Origin of the sequence: Mesorhizobium sp. M0040 (assembly GCF_040323505.1) — a bacterium.
In the GTDB taxonomy this organism is placed as follows: Bacteria; Pseudomonadota; Alphaproteobacteria; order Rhizobiales; family Rhizobiaceae; genus Mesorhizobium.
Genome location: NZ_JAMYVA010000048.1, coordinates 1 through 13,132, shown reverse-complemented (window position 1 = coordinate 13,132; position 13,132 = coordinate 1). Strand labels below are relative to the sequence as shown.

General features: G+C 57.1%; 11 protein-coding genes and 2 pseudogenes. 3 read left to right on the top strand and 10 right to left on the bottom strand.

Translation table 11 applies throughout. The annotated features are described in order from the left end of the window. Positions 1-7: 7 nt before the first annotated feature. Positions 8-217 (bottom strand): hypothetical protein, encoded by a 210-nt coding sequence (locus tag NKJ91_RS27405; protein ID WP_352458007.1) that lies wholly within the window; start codon positions 215-217, stop codon positions 8-10. An 821-nt stretch (positions 218-1,038) separates the two neighbouring features. Between NKJ91_RS27405 and NKJ91_RS27400 the strand changes: the two genes are divergently transcribed. Beyond that, positions 1,039-1,563 (top strand): helix-turn-helix transcriptional regulator, encoded by a 525-nt coding sequence (locus NKJ91_RS27400; RefSeq protein ID WP_352458006.1) that lies wholly within the window; start codon positions 1,039-1,041, stop codon positions 1,561-1,563. 237 nt (positions 1,564-1,800) lie between these two features. On the opposite strand, the gene NKJ91_RS27395 is transcribed toward NKJ91_RS27400, so the two are convergent. Together NKJ91_RS27395 and NKJ91_RS27390 are read right to left on the bottom strand one after the other, a co-directional pair. After that, the gene (locus tag NKJ91_RS27395; protein ID WP_352458005.1) at positions 1,801-2,055 is read right to left on the bottom strand and encodes a chitinase N-terminal domain-containing protein; all 255 of its coding nucleotides are present in this window, start codon (positions 2,053-2,055) and stop codon (positions 1,801-1,803) included. 41 nt (positions 2,056-2,096) lie between these two features. Then, positions 2,097-2,633 (bottom strand): annotated as a pseudogene (locus NKJ91_RS27390) (SOS response-associated peptidase). A gap of 19 nt (positions 2,634-2,652) precedes the next feature. Between NKJ91_RS27390 and NKJ91_RS27385 the strand changes: the two are divergent. Continuing rightward, positions 2,653-3,126: pseudogene (locus NKJ91_RS27385) on the top strand (transposase); the annotation flags it as partial. A 448-nt stretch (positions 3,127-3,574) separates the two neighbouring features. Here NKJ91_RS27385 and NKJ91_RS27380 read toward each other — a convergent pair. The 7 genes from NKJ91_RS27380 to NKJ91_RS27350 form a co-directional block, all read right to left on the bottom strand. Then, positions 3,575-3,913, bottom strand: a complete 339-nt coding sequence (locus tag NKJ91_RS27380) for a slr1659 superfamily regulator (RefSeq protein WP_352458004.1) — start codon at positions 3,911-3,913, stop codon at positions 3,575-3,577. 18 nt (positions 3,914-3,931) lie between these two features. After that, positions 3,932-4,492, bottom strand: coding sequence for a slr1658 superfamily regulator (locus NKJ91_RS27375; RefSeq protein ID WP_352458003.1), 561 nt, complete (start codon positions 4,490-4,492; stop codon positions 3,932-3,934). Positions 4,493-4,494: 2 nt separating this feature from the next. Then, a complete protein-coding gene (locus NKJ91_RS27370) occupies positions 4,495-6,861 on the bottom strand; it encodes a SpoIIE family protein phosphatase (protein ID WP_352458002.1) in 2,367 nt (788 codons plus the stop codon). After that, complete coding sequence (locus NKJ91_RS27365) at positions 6,858-8,036, bottom strand: class I SAM-dependent methyltransferase (protein ID WP_352458001.1); 1,179 nt, start codon at positions 8,034-8,036, stop codon at positions 6,858-6,860. The genes NKJ91_RS27370 and NKJ91_RS27365 overlap by 4 nt, the downstream gene beginning before the upstream one ends. After that, positions 8,033-8,554, bottom strand: a complete 522-nt coding sequence (locus NKJ91_RS27360) for a ubiquinone biosynthesis methyltransferase UbiE (protein ID WP_352458039.1) — start codon at positions 8,552-8,554, stop codon at positions 8,033-8,035. The genes NKJ91_RS27365 and NKJ91_RS27360 overlap by 4 nt, the downstream gene beginning before the upstream one ends. 176 nt (positions 8,555-8,730) lie before the next feature. Beyond that, on the bottom strand, positions 8,731-10,473 hold the full coding sequence (locus NKJ91_RS27355; RefSeq protein WP_502903637.1) for a putative bifunctional diguanylate cyclase/phosphodiesterase: 1,743 nt from the start codon (positions 10,471-10,473) through the stop codon (positions 8,731-8,733). A gap of 298 nt (positions 10,474-10,771) precedes the next feature. Next, entirely contained in the window at positions 10,772-11,914 is a 1,143-nt protein-coding gene (locus tag NKJ91_RS27350; RefSeq protein WP_352457999.1) for a helix-turn-helix domain-containing protein, read from the bottom strand. A 231-nt stretch (positions 11,915-12,145) separates the two neighbouring features. Here NKJ91_RS27350 and NKJ91_RS27345 point away from each other — a divergent pair, with 231 nt between their 5' ends. Then, positions 12,146-12,445, top strand: coding sequence for a hypothetical protein (locus NKJ91_RS27345; RefSeq protein ID WP_352457998.1), 300 nt, complete (start codon positions 12,146-12,148; stop codon positions 12,443-12,445). The last annotated feature ends 687 nt before the right edge of the window (positions 12,446-13,132 follow it).

The window sequence follows — 13,132 nt, the reverse complement described above, 5'->3', positions numbered from 1 at the left end:
CCATGGCTCATTCCAAGGTTGGCGGCGTGTCGTCATACCCGAGGGTCACCAATCCAGGGTGCCGGTGAGCGAGAGCCAGAATTTGAGTCTCAAGCTCGCACTTATACGCCATGAGCGCCTTTATCGTCTTTAGGGGGCTGCCGTACCGGGCGATGAGCTTAACCGCTTCAGAATGCAGTTCAGCTTTGGTTTCGCCATCCAGGCGAATGATGCCCATTGTCGTTCCTCTTAGCGGACCGCCCGACGCGATGTCGAGAGTGCGTCAAGACGGCCCTGAAGATGGCCGTTGAGGACGATCATTTACTTGAGCGCTTTCGGAAACAGGTGAGCAGGAATATTATCGGCAGCTTGGCGGCATGAAGAAATCTCAAAAAATGCATTCCGAGATACGTTTCTGGATGTGAAGCTAACGACAATCTTCAATTTGATTCGTATAGAATCGCGTGTTGTGAACGCGTAGTTGAGGAGCCCGCGAAATGAACGCAAAGCTCAAGAGCGAAGCCCGTCGCAAGGTAATTCTTCATGGATACCTTAATAACGAACCGTTGAAAGATATTGCGACCAAGATCGGATGCTAGTTTAAGAGTCAGAGCCAGTAAACTCGGTTGCACTCGAACCCCGACGGAGGCGCGGAATTTCGGCGTGGCTTTCATATGCCGGAACACAAACGGGAAGATTACAACCAGTTGATGATCTCTGGACGGTATAAATCTCGCGATTGCGCCCAAATTCTGGGAATCTTAACTGTGTAATCATCAGATTTCCAGTAAGATTATTGCGAACGGATATTATCACTTGAAGACTTCTGTAGATCACGAATAACTTTATTCTGGTGGGTGAAACGTTGGGTAGGGGTAGAAAATGACTCTGATGGATAGACACAGTGATTCTGTTTCGGGTAGCCGATACATTGCGATAACGACCAAGTATAACCATGAGGCGCGCACGACGCGGCCCTCTTATGTTTTTCCTCCAGATCGTGCATCGGGCGCAGGGGTCGGGGAGCCAAGAGCACGCAGCCTGGAATCCATAACCGGCATGCTTGATCGCATCGGCTGCGGCTATCTCGTGCTGAACCGCGAGAGGAAAGTGGTCGAATGGAACGCAGCCGCTCAAACCACACTGGAGCGCCAGGGAGAAGTGGCCGATACGGCCAGCGGTCTTTCGGTGGCCTTGAGGCGGCTGATCGCGAATGTTCCGGCCCATTTCCTGCCGGGCTCACTATCGTGGGTGGTGATCCGCAGCAACGGCGACAGGCCGGTGATATTGAACGAGAACGGGTTTATCGCTCCTGACGGAACGAGCATTGTGGCGTTACTGGACCGCGAGAACAGGTCGGGGCCAAATCCTCAGACACTGCAAAAGATGTTTTGCTTGACGAGCGCGGAAACGCACTTGGCGTTGCGCTTGGCTCAGGGCGATGCGCCGCTGGAGATCGCCCGCAGTTGGCGCCTCAGCCGCACCACGATCCGCTCCCAGCTTGCCTCGCTGTTCGCCAAGACCGAAACGAAACGTCAGGCGGAACTGGTGGCTCTTCTTGGGCGCATTTCAGTCTTGCCATAAGGGCCGTCGTTTGGATGCATCTCAGCAGACAGCCAATCCCGAAACGCTTTGATTTTCCGCTGGGCGATGGCGCGGGGCGGGCAGAGGAGTATGAATCTCGAAAAAGAGAGTCACTCGCAGGCACCAAAGCCGCAATGGCGTCTACGGACAAGCACACAGGCAGGTGGTTGATAGCTACTGCTGTGCTTGGGATCGCCTACTTCGTAGCCTATTCATATTCCCCTGGTTTGATGCGCCTCATCGGCATCGCGTTTGTAATTTGCGGCTTCTACCGCACGCAGAATCCTTAGATATCACCGGCCTTGTGGTTGCCCTATTATGCCCCGGCCGCTTGTTCCTGACGTAGTCCAAAGCCTCGACGTGCGTCCCGTCGACATCTGCGACGAGCACAAGTTTCGGCGAGAATGCGCTGGTGCCGTCGGTGCCGACGACCTTGACTATCCGTCCGCTTTCCGAGTGGATGGCATCGAATTGGGTGGTTAGGGCGATCATGTCGTTTTCTATTTTCTCTCCTCAGATTGAACCGCCGGTTGTCACGTTGTGATTATGCTTTTTGCCTGCCTGTCTGTGCCCCTCATAATGGCCAAAGAACCGGATTCAGAAGCATGCTCACAACGTAACAACGAGAGAAAATATATCTTCCACATGGTCATCAGCTCTTCTGGAAACGGCTTCATGAGATGTTCCGGGTCGGGGTCGTCAGCCAGGTCATGTAGTCTTCGGGCGTCAGAATCACCGGCATAGGGTTGTGGATCGTCGCCATGAGCGGATTCGGCTCACAGGTCAGCAGCGTGAAGGTGCGATGTTGTCGCCGGTAGCGGGGTCGCGCCAATCCTCCCAGAGCGCGGCCAAGGTAACGGCTCGCCCGACTTCATCGCGATGGCATAGGGCTGTTTGTTCTTGCCCGTGCCGGAGATGTCCTTCCATTCAAAGAAGCCGTCGATCGGCATCAGCGCGCGGCGTGACTGATAGACGGCCTTGAACATGCCGTTGGTCTTTACGGTCTCGCTCTTGGCGCGCTGCGCTTCGAGCTGATGATAAACGTGGTCTGCATGGGCAGCCACAAGCATCAGAAGGGAGAAGCGCAGCATGAATCATTACGCGGGATTGGATGTGTCAGTGAAAGAGACCGCCATTTGCATTATCGACGAAACAGGCCAGATTTGCCGCCAGATTTGCCGCGAGATAAAGGTGGCTAGCCATCCGGAGGATCTGGCACGGGTGCTCAAGGAGCCCAGCTGGCGGGTTGAGCGGGTTGGGCTTGAAGCCGGGCCCTTGTCGCAGTGGTTGTTCGAAGGCCGGCCAGGGCCGGCCTGCCGGTGATCTGCATCGAGACCCGCCACACCAAGGCATTCCTTAAGGCGCAGGTGAACAAACCGACCGCAATGATGCTCGCGGCGTTGCGCAGATGCGCAGATGATGCGGGTCAACCTGTTTCGCCCGGTGCATGTGAAGACCCTGACGAGCCAGAAGCGCCGGGCGCTGCTGACCGCCCGCAAGCTCTTGCAGGAAAAGGCCATTGCCGTTGAGAACGATCCCCGCGGCTTGCTACCGAACTTCGGAGCGGCTGCATCTCGCGTTCGACGCCGCGCGGCTTGCATTCGGCGTACGGGACACGCACATCGCGGATTCCTGCCTACATACGTGAGCCGGTCGCGGGGCTGCTCGACAAGGGCTTTGCGAGGAAGCTCGCGAAGTTGCTTGATCCCGGCAAGCGCGTGCCACTGCCGAAGTCGCCCGCGCCGTCGAGCGACACGATCTATCTCACGGTCGTGGACCGCGACTGCACGACGCCACACTGCGCAGCGACGGCTGATCGGCACAGGCGGCCCGACATCCCCCCAACCCGGACGCCTGCCGCCTGTGCCAGCCCCCGCCAAGTCATTGCGAGCATCTGCGCACGTGGCCAAATTGTCGTTAGCCTCGCATCCGAATACTTATCCGGGCGTACATATCTCGCTCTTGCAGCGCTCTTGCACGCCGTCCTTTGGCTAATTTCGGACGACCTTCGTCAGTCCATCAAAAGCACCACAGCGGGATGCAGCTTCTTCAGATTCGGCAATGATTTCGATTGCCAGGGTATATCTGGCGTTCCACGCACGACGAGTCGAACATCGGGACGCTTGCGCACCTCGATGGTAAATTTCGCGAGCAGGTTGATGCCGGAAGAGTTTAGAAAGTGAAGATCCTTAAGATTGAGCGTAATGGAAGCGGGATTACAGGCAAGAACACTGGTCGCCAACGCCGAGATAGGCGCACCGGCCTCGGAACTGGCAAGCCGCATTGCACCGTCGAAGAAAATTTCGCTTCCTTCAGTCCACACACGGTAGTCGTCTGTCTTGATTTCCATAGCCGGGCTTCGTTTCTTCTAGTTGTGAATTTGCGAGATCGGAATAGAGGCATATGTCTCCACGCAAAGCCGATCGCTTTCGTCGGCGGCGCTGAATATCCAAGCCAGGCGTGCGCCGTAGTCGCTCATCAACGTCAGCAATCCAAGTCCGGAGCCTGCCAGGTCGGGGTTCGCGGCATTCTCTTCAATTCGCTGTATCAGCAGATCCATGGGGTCGCCAACCGTGAGATCTGCCAGGAGACTTTGGAACTTAGAGGCATCTTCACCATCGACGTCGTTCGACACTTTGAGCTTGAAGCACTCCGAATCCATCGACGCCTCGATCAAGATCTCACCTGGTGCGCGAAACTTGACCGCATTTTCGATGAGTTCGTTGACCAGATATCCGATACTGTGCCGCACTTCTATGTAGTCATTGCGGGACGACCGGAAGCGCAACGCGAAAAGATCGGCGATGAAGTCCGAGGTCGTGGCACAATGACGCCAACTCAAGTCGAGAGGTCCGTCGAACAGCCGCACGCGACTGACGCTCTCCTTCATCCCGATTGCAACGTCAGGGGTCCCGAACAGCGTTGTCATGGCTATGTGTGCCTTATGATCACGAGGGTGATGTCGTCGTGGATCTTCTGGATCCCGATATGGGCCATGAGATCCTCGATGATCCCGGTTTTGATATCCTCGGCGCTGCTGCTGTGACGTTTTTGTGCGCTCTGGCAGAGGCGCTCGAACCCGAACAATTCTCTGTCTTGGTCTTCGGCCTCGGTCACACCGTCTGTGTGCAGCACGATCACGTCGCCACTCCCGAACAGGATGTCACGCGTAGCAATGAACTTCGAGATGTCATTCTCCAAGCCAACCGGCAGACCCAGATCAATTGTATCGATACGTTCAACTTCCCCATCCGCACGCACGACGAGAACGTCCTCATGCTGGCCGGATAGCGTTACCCGCTCATCCTCGAAGTCAAGAAAGGCCAACGAGAGATGCTTGCCGGTGTTCGTCCGCTCGATGTTCTTGTAGATTGCCCTGTTCAATCGATCCAGAAACTGGTGCGGGTCCCCATCGTTGGTCTCCTGCAGCGCACGTGCAACAGATTGGACCATCAGCATCAGCACGCCGCTCTCGAGACCATGACCGGTGACGTCGCCGATGCCGATCTTGACCCGGGACCCGTTCTGCAGGACGTCGTAATAGTCGCCGCCGACCTCGTCGGCCGGCCGCATGTAGGCCGCGATCTCCAGCCCCGGAATCGCTTCGAGTTCGAATTGTTTCGGCAGGACCATCATCTGGATCTGCCTGGCGACCGCGAGTTCGGCGCCAAGGCGGACGTTCTCGTCCTGCAGCTTTTCGTTGAGTGCGGAAATCTCCTGATTTGCGTCCCCAAGTTCCCTGGTTCGTTCGTCGACGAGTTGCTCGAGGTTTTCCGTGTGAAAGCTGATCTGCTCAGCCATGCGGTTGAAAGCGACCCCTGCCGCTCCAACTTCGTCGCGCGTTGGGATGCTCACTCGGACTGAATAGTCTTTGGACTGGAGCCGCTGGGCGGCGCTGGCAAGCGCCCTGAGGCCCGCGGTGATCCGCTTCGAAATTCCGAGCACGGCGGCAAAAACAATCAGAAGCGAAACGACGATCGCGGCGATCTGAAAGAGCAGGATACGGTTGGTTGCACGGGAAATACTCTTCTGCGCGGCGAACAGGGATGCATAGATCTCTCGTTCGGGAACGACGATCCCGACCGACATCATTTCGGACTTGATCGGTCCCGAACTCCACAGATTGGTCGGCTTTAATCTTTTGAGGACAACAATGTAGGGTACGCGTTCGCCCTTGTCGGCGAGCATGACATGCTGAATGACGCCGTCATTGTTCTGGTCGAGAGGCAGCGACGCGATAGCCGGCTGCGTACTTCCCCGCAGGGACCTCTCCAGGCCGGTGACGCCCTGGGTGCCCGCATCGCTCGATGAAGTCAGGCCGATGATTGCCTGGCCTGACGGATTGATCGCCACGACGTTGCCAGTCGACATTGTGAGAAAGCCGAACCCGGTCTCAGCGATCTTCACACGTTCGACGACTTCCGCGAGTTGATCGAGAGTGATGTCTGCTCCCGCCGTACCAGCGATACCGGTGCGATCGCGCGTCCACAGCGGGTGGAAAAAGCTGACGATTAGCTTTCCCGTGATCGCATCGGTGTAAGGCGCTGTCTGGGTGATATCGTCAGAGACCGGACGTGAGGCTGGATCCCTGGCCCATTGCTGCCATGACCCATAGATTCCCGGAAAGAAAAACTCCCAGAACTCTGCCTTGTTGTGGCCTGGGTAGAGCCGGTCGAAGGTCTGTGCCTGGTCCGTATACGGTACCGTCCTGAAAATCGGCCGTTCCTTTGGACCAATATAATACATTTGCAGCTTGGACGACCCGCTGGCCATGAGCGTCGGCGCAACGAGGTCCAGCACGGTGCTGTCTTCTATTTCCTGCTGAACGCTTGGCAGCGGACTGTGGTCGGCGCCCAGCAGGTAGCCCCAGACGCTGACCACGGAAGGCGCTCCCGGCAGGTTCTGCGCCCAATCGCCCCGCGAGTCGTAGACGACCTTCACGGAGCCCGGCGCCTCCTGCGAAAGCGTGGCTCCGACCTGTTGTTGCCTGCTTGGATCGTCGATCTGGGCCTGCAGCACGCCGGCCAACGCCTTGACGTCCCCATGGACTCGATCGAGCAGCAGGTCGACGCTTAACGCTGTCGATTCGGCATAGGAACGAATGTATTCCTGGTTTGCGATCGTCAGGCCCTCACCGACTTCGGAGGTTGCGTCGCGCGACAGCTTTTGAACATTCCAAAGCGCCAGGCCACCGCTCAAAAGGAGGTCGAACAATACCGCGCCGCCAACGACCAACACGAATTTCGCTCGAAAGGAGCGCAGGCCGAATCGCGGTGTGGGCTCATCGTTGGCTTTCATTGCGGCCGTCGCCCCGATGCGACCCAGATCGGCCAACCCGCATAACCCTTGGGGTGGAGCGCAGCGAAAACATGATCCTCGAAGCCCTGCCGGAAGCGTGCGACGAACTCCGGTCCATCGCCGCGTCTGGTCGCCATCTCGCCCGCATAGACGTCCGCCCAGGCCGCAATGACATCGGCGAAGTCCTGCGGATCCCCGTCCAGGTTAGTGACCATGAAGGTCTCCACACGGATGTCTTCGAATCCGGCTTCGATCAGGTATCGCCGGCTCTTGGGCCCAAGCTCGACATCCATCTCGAAATGCCCGAACAGCTTCGCCACCTCGTTGTAGGTCCAACGAATGCTTTCGGCGCGCGGCTCGCCGAGGCAATGCGAATTCTTCTCGTTGGTGATATAGACCCGCCCGCCTGGCTTGCAGATGCGGTAGAGCTCCTTGAGAATGAGTTCAGGTCGATTGAAGATTTGAAGGGAATGTCGGCAGGTGACCAAGTCGAACTGCGCTTCGTCGAGCAGCATCTCCGAGGCATCGCCATAGGTATATTCGATGCCCCGGATGTCGAATTCCCGCATCACTTGTCGAGCATAGTTCAGGCTTGATATGGAGTGGTCGAGGGCGACGATCCGCGATGGCTGGAACTCCTTCTGCGCGAGCACGGCAAAATCACCGATCCCGCAACAGATGTCGGCCATGACGATCCCGGGCCTCATGCCGTGTCGCGGCAAGATTGTGCGCTCGTGGCGCCAAGTCATCTTTGTCTGAGTGCGCAGGATTGGTACGAACCCGCCTTCCTCAAGAAAACCCTGCCCCGGATAGAATTCAGTGTCATACTCCTCGACCGTGATGTTCGGTTCGATTCCGCTCAGGCGACCGAATTTTCGCGAGGTCCATCCGACGACGCTTGACGTGATGACCACGAATTTGAGATCGGGTCGAGCGCGACAAGCGTCGATGATGATCCTCGAAAAGCTGTGAAACGCAGCGTTGTTCATCTGCGTCAGGCGCCTGACATTGACGTAGAGAACGCCGCGCACATGGCCGATCGCATCGCGGAGCAATGCTATGCTCGGCCCAAGCTCATCGATCGCCTGAGGCCGGACCACTCCCGAAATGGAGAACTCCTGGTTGTTGGCGTCGTATTGCGCCTTGAAGCGCGGGAGAAGGTCGTAAGGGCTCAATGTTGCAAGCCCTCAAGCGGAAGGTCCACTACAAGCTTGATTGCATCGCCGTCGGCGTCCTCGATCCAGAGTGTCGCGTTGTAGTCAACAGCCAGTTCCAGGAGTACGACCTCGCGGCTGGGCGCGAGATCCCCCGACACCGAATTGAGATACCGCTCTCTGGCCTCGATTCCTACGAACTGCGACACGGCTTCTTCGTAGAATTGGCGCTCCTCTGGCACGCAAGGAAATGTTAACTCGATCCTATCCGTCGCGCCATGGCGAGACACCCTGCATGCCAGTTCGCCGTCGGCATGGCGAGTACGAAAGGCGACTTCCAGCAATTCGTTGAAGGCAGAGGAAAAGAGATTTGAATGGTGGACCGAGTCTGACCTGTTTTGACTGATCATCCGGGCCACGTATGTCGAGACATAATCGCAATGCTTCCAAGCGGAGACAAAAGCTTTGATTTCCATGTCGATCTGGATCATCGGCTCAAAGGTCGGCTCGCCAGCCAGGTCATGATGAACAGGTCCCATCGGCATCCTCACTTGTTCCATCAGTATTGAGCTCTCGCGGGGTGATGGCCTCCGCCATGAAAAATTTCTCCGCGCCCCGTAATGAGTCAGTCTCGAACCGACTCGAAGAATTGCGCGATATCTGCCTCGATCGTTCTAGAAATCTCCGCCTCACCGTTAACGAAGGGCGCAAGGCGCTAGAGCGCTTGTTTTGATTCCTCCATCGCGCGTACCACCCTCAGCGGGGACCGCCTGATGAAACCGCTGATCGCCTCGGCTCCAAGCGGCTTACCCAGGAAGTTGCCTTGCAGGCAATCGCAATTCTCCTTGATCAGCCACCGTGCCTGTGCCGGGGTCTCGACCCCCTCGGCAGTGACATTTATCCCGAGGCCGTGCGCCAGATTCATGATCGATCGCACGATCGTTTGGCTTTTGAGATCGGTCTCCAAGTCCGCAATAAAGTACTGATCTATCTTCAACGTATCGAAGGGAAAATTTTTAAGGTAGCTCAACGATGAATAGTATGTCCCAAAATCGTCTAGCGATATTCGTATTCCCAAGACGTTCAGCGTATTCAATGTGTCTATATTGTCGATCGTCTTCTCAAGTAGAACCCTCTCGGTTATCTCAAGTTCAAGTCTGTCGGCTTCAATCCCAACTGCGTCGATGACCTGAGCGACGGTGTCCGTCAGCGAACCGCTAAGGAACTGAGCCGGCGACAGGTTCACTGCGACTGTCAGCGAGGAAGGCCACGTCAACGCCTGGCGACAGGCTTCCTCGAGCACCCATCGTCCAATCTCGTCCATCAGACCGTCGGCTTCGGCGATCGGTATGAACACGTTGGGTGGAATGATTCCGACCTCAGGGTGCCGCCACCGCAGCAGCGCTTCGAAACCGGTCACTGACGAGGGAGGCCGAATGAGCGGCTGATACTCCAAATAAAGCTCGCCGCGCTCCAGCGCGGTTCGAAGGCTGCGCCTGAGATTCTCGCGTTGCTCGAGCAAGAGCAGCATCGAACGGTTGAATGTTCGAGCGCAGCCGCGTCCATCTGTCTTGGCCGCGTAAAGAGCAATGTCAGCGGCTTTCATCAACTGTTCGCCATCGGTCCCGTGCTCCGGCCCGAAAGCAATTCCGATACTCGAGCCGACGAACACGGGAATGCCGTTGATGACGAATGGGTCCTTGAACGCGTCGACTAGAGATCCGGCGAGGCGTTCAGCCTCTGCTGGCTGCTCCTTTCCCAATTGGATGACAGCGAACTCATCGCCCGCATACCGGTATGCGGATTCGCCGTCCTGCAGCGCGTCGCGGATACGACCCGCCGCGAGTTGAAGAAGAGTGTCGCCTGCTCCATGGCCGAGCGTGTCGTTGACCGCTTTGAAATCGTCAAGGTCGATTTGCAACAGGGCGGCTTTAGGCTTTGGTCCGCCGAGGGCCGCCAGTGCTTGCTGGAGCCGCTCGCCGAATTGCCGCCGATTCTGCAGTCCGGTCAGCACGTCGTGCGTCGCCTGATGGAGCAGAATTACATGCTCTTGCTCCTCCGCAGCGCTCCGCCCGCCGTGCGCCCTTGATTCGATGATTCCCACACCATTTGCAGTGGCGAAGACGAAAACGGACCGGGGCGCTTCGCCTGATGATGGCGGCAAGTCGATCCGCGCCGGAGAGCCGCCCTGGAACACATGAAGGAAATCGTCGCGATACGTCGCATTGAGAAAGCTCGGGTAGATCTCCCAGATGGCGGCGCCCAGCGCCACCGCGCCTCCGTACACGCCCTTGAGCCTGGTTGCATAGTGCGTCAGGCGGAAGTCGCGGTCATAGATCGACAAAAGTTCGGTCGTGTTCGCCAAAAGGTCAGCGAGAACCCCATCGCCGCCGCGTAGAGCATCGCTCGAGGAAGGCCCCTCACTCTCCGTGCCGACGCCTGATGCCTTTGGGCGCAAGAGCCACCTCCATAGGCGGTGCAAATTCGCGCCCCCCAGTCTAGAAATAGCATAACTGTCAACCTTAGCAAACTTTCAACTCGAAGTCTTAACAAGCGCGGCATGCAGCGTAATTGCAATGTACGCTCCGCCGTGATTGGCGGCAAATTATCGGTAACGACGAACAGTCACAGTTCGTTAATAAATCGTGAATTGGCGGGAATCAGCTATGTGATTGATGGCGCGGTGGTCGCGACACGAAGATATTGTGCGGCGTGGCCTTCCCCGCTGTTTTGAGCCCGCTCGGCCGATCCTGTACTCAGCTTCCGAGCGCTTTGAGCCAATCTTCAAAGGAAGAGGCCTTCTCCTGTCCGGCAAGCGGAACAGAGTTGGCGGGGCGCGGCAACACCACAGTGCTGCGGCCTTCGCGGGGGCTGTAACCGAATTCCTTGCTGAATGCCCGGCTGAAATTAGCCGCTGAACTAAACCCGAAGGCTTCAGCAATTTCAACAATGCGCCGGCTGTCCGCCGGATCGCTTAGCGCAATATGGGCTGCTAGAAGGCGGCGACTTTGTATGTAATGGAGAACACCGCCGCTTGGTTCGAACAACTGATAGAGACGAGAGCGCGAGACGCCGAGCGCCCGGCACATTGAATCCGGTGTCAAATGAGCCGCATCCAGATTGTGGTGGACGTATCGACGCGCTCGCTCCATTAGCGCGACACTCGTCAATAGTTCGGCGGCCGCAACCTGTTCCGCCGGAGGCCCGAGGCAGGCAATGATCATGCTGCGTGTTGCGTGCACGATGCGGGGCAGATCGTCAGCCGTGAGGCTGCGCAGTCTTGCTTCGATGCTGTTGACGTAATCGAGCAAGAGGTTGGCAAAGTTGCCCGACAGAATTGAATTGTTCTTGGCGTCCAGGGTTGCCGCCGCATCGGCGAACAAATCGCGCGGCAAATAGACAAAGAGACTTTCGGAGTCCGTTGTCCTCCCGCGAAACGGGTAGCCAAGCGATCTGATCTCCAATTTACCCGGCTGGTTCTCCGCTACACGGCGATCGACCTCCGTCCACGACCGGCCAGTACGTGGCAAGGCGATATACCAGTGATCGATCGAGCTGGACCGAAGCTTCGCGGCAGAACGCATATAACTATGTGCCGGTGCGCGCTGTTGAACGATCAGCATGCCGTCGAGGTTCCAAGCCGTGTGGTCGGCGGGAAAGCCATCGTCGAGCGATTTGTCATCCGGCAACCTGACCTCGACGAGCGGTGCCATATGCGCCTGCCAAGCGGCGAATTGATCCTCTGGCGCCAGTTCGAGCGTTGAAAAGGGCAAAGGTTCGAGCGCCGGCGCGAGTGACGGGGCACCCTCATTGTAAGGTTGAGCTTCGCGCGGCCAACGACGTCGATCACGCTCCAGCGCCTGCCTCGCAAGCGCCTCCTCTTGCCTTTTAGCATCCATCGCGTGGTGTCATATCCGATTCGGGTATGCCCATGCCCCTCTCAATCATGTGGTGTACGTCAGGCATCTGGCAAGACTGGCCGACTCGAGGCGACTGAAACGGCGATCACGCTGGATTACAGTCAGAAATGCATGCCGAGATAAGTTTCTGGATGCGAAGCTAACGACACTCTTCAACCTGGTGCGTATAAAATCGGGCATCGTGAAAGCGTAGTTGAGGGGACCGCTGAAATGAACACAAAGCTCAACAGCGAAGATCGTCGCAAGATAATTCTTGATGGGTACGGTAACAACGAACCGTTGAAAGACATTTCGGCAAAAATCGGATGCTCACTCGGGAGTTTGAAGGTCGCGGCCAGTAAACTCGGTTGCACTCGAACTCCAAAAGAGGCGGCCGAATTTCGGCGCGGATTTCACGTCCCGGAAAACAAGCGGCAGGATTACTATAGACTTATGATTACCGGACAATATAAAGCCCGTGAGTGTGCGTTTATGCTAGGATTGATAAAGGAGCAATCAGGAACCAAGTAAATTGATTCCTAGTCACTGCAGATGACAACGTCATTTTGACACGCCATCGCTTCAGCGGTTCATCAGCAAAAAGCCCGCCGCAAGCACGGTAGCGGGCCCTGAAAGGTTCGCACAGATGCTGCCTCGGCATTTCAATCGCACCTGCCTCAGCCCTCATGATCTGGCTATTTGCGAACGCGTGTTCGATCAGGTCTGCGCGGATGAGCACCTCGACCCTTTGGACCCGGCGGCCGAAATCTTGACAGTAATGGTCGTGGCCATTTTTCGAAATGCTCACACCAGCGAGCGCGAACTACTTGTGGCTGTCAAGTCTCATCGGCAAAAGGCTGCGGGAAGGCGCGTCGCATGAATCCGTTCAGTCGCGACGCGCTGTTGCCAAGACACCGGACTTGAAAACCGCCGCGGGCACGGGTTCACAGTGGTTTCAATACTACTCCCTCCAGCGGTTGATATTTGCTTCGGAAGATCGTTTTTGGTGCAAGCGGACCTTGCTGTCGCGGAAGTCTCGATTGCTGCCATCTTGGCGCAAGCGAGTGCGCCGATGGTTTCGCGGCTATCACCTAACAGGCTGTTGAAAAAGGCCCTCGCCACCGGACCGCAGCAATGATTCACTGGCTCCGAAGGGATTCGGAGGTGGCGAGTGCGCGGCGGCGACGATCGAACTGGCGAACTTTTCAGCTACGTGGA